Genomic DNA, 1225 nt, shown 5'->3' on the forward strand with positions numbered 1-1225 from the left:
CCCTCGGCGCCCACCACCAGCGCCAGGGGCCCGTCCAGCCGGGCGCTCCACAGGGGCTCGGCGCCCTCCACGTCCGCGGCCGCGACCCAGAGGCCCGCTTCCTTCAGTTCCTCCAGGGCGCGGGAGATGTTGGTGACGCGCGCGATGGGGCAGTACTCGACGGCGCCCGCGGAGGCCTTGGCCACCGTGCCCGTCACCTGCACTGCCCGGTCCTTGGCCAGCACGACGCCGTGGGCCCCGAGCGCGTGGGCCGAGCGGATGATGGCGCCCAGGTTGTGCGGGTCCTGGATGCCGTCGAGCACGACGACGAGCGCGGGCTGCTTCTTGGCCTTCGCCGCTTCGAGCACGTCCTGCAGCTCCACGTACTGGAAGCCGCGCAGCTCGGCGACGACGCCCTGGTGGACGCCGCCCTCCGCCATCGAGGTCAGCCGCTCGCGGCCGACCTTCTCCACCCGGACGCCCGCGTCGCGCGCGCGGCTGAGCAGCTCGCCCGCGGCCTTGGCGCCCACCTGCCCGTCGACGATGAAGAGGCGCTCCACCGCGTCGGGGTGGGCGCGCAGGGCCTCCAGCACGGGGTTGACGCCATGGACGTAGCGCGGGGCTTCGTGGCCGCCGCGGTCGCCACCGGAAGGCTTGGGGGTGCGCTCTCTCATGGGGGCTACTGGACCTCCACGGGCAGCGAGAAGGCCTTCTTCTGACGGGCGCAGATCTTCTCCGTGCAGATGAAGAAGGTCAGCGTCGCGTCCAGCGTGCCCTTGCCGGCGGACACCGCGGTGAAGGGGACTTCAAAGCGCGGGTCCACGAACTGCTGGCCGTCCGCCTTCTTCGCCACCGACTGTTCACGCGTCAGCGTCTTCTGGGCGGGCGTCAGCTGCGTGCCCTTCAGCTCCAGCTTCAACGGGGCCTCGTCGGAGACGTGGGCGCCGGGCTTGGACTTGATGGCGAGCACGAAGGTGCCCTGCCCTCCCGCCTTCACCTGCGTCGACGTGCCCTCGGTGGTGACTTCGTAGAGGGTGGCGGGGTCCACGTCCTGGGCCAGCACCGGCGCTCCGACGAGCGTCAGCAGCAAGGGTGCGAGGGTCGGGAGGCGGCGGGTGCTGGGCATGGGTGTCTCCAGGAAGGCGGCGTTCGTATACCGGGGCTTCGGACGCGCGGGGAGCGCTTTCTCTTCTAACTCCGCGGCGCGCTCACCTTCACGGCGCCCTTGCGCCCCGGTGGCGGGGGC

General features: G+C 72.0%; 2 protein-coding genes. Both read right to left on the bottom strand.

The window, feature by feature from the left end:
- On the bottom strand, positions 1 to 653 hold a 653-nt coding region (gene rlmB, locus D7X55_RS39515; RefSeq protein WP_121725697.1), incomplete at its 3' end, for a 23S rRNA (guanosine(2251)-2'-O)-methyltransferase RlmB.
- Between the two features lie 5 nt (positions 654 to 658).
- Complete coding sequence (locus D7X55_RS39520) at positions 659 to 1105, bottom strand: hypothetical protein (protein ID WP_199747349.1); 447 nt, start codon at positions 1103 to 1105, stop codon at positions 659 to 661.
- Positions 1106 to 1225: the final 120 nt, after the last annotated feature.

This window comes from Corallococcus sp. AB049A, from assembly GCF_003668885.1.
Lineage (GTDB): Bacteria > Myxococcota > Myxococcia > Myxococcales > Myxococcaceae > Corallococcus > Corallococcus interemptor.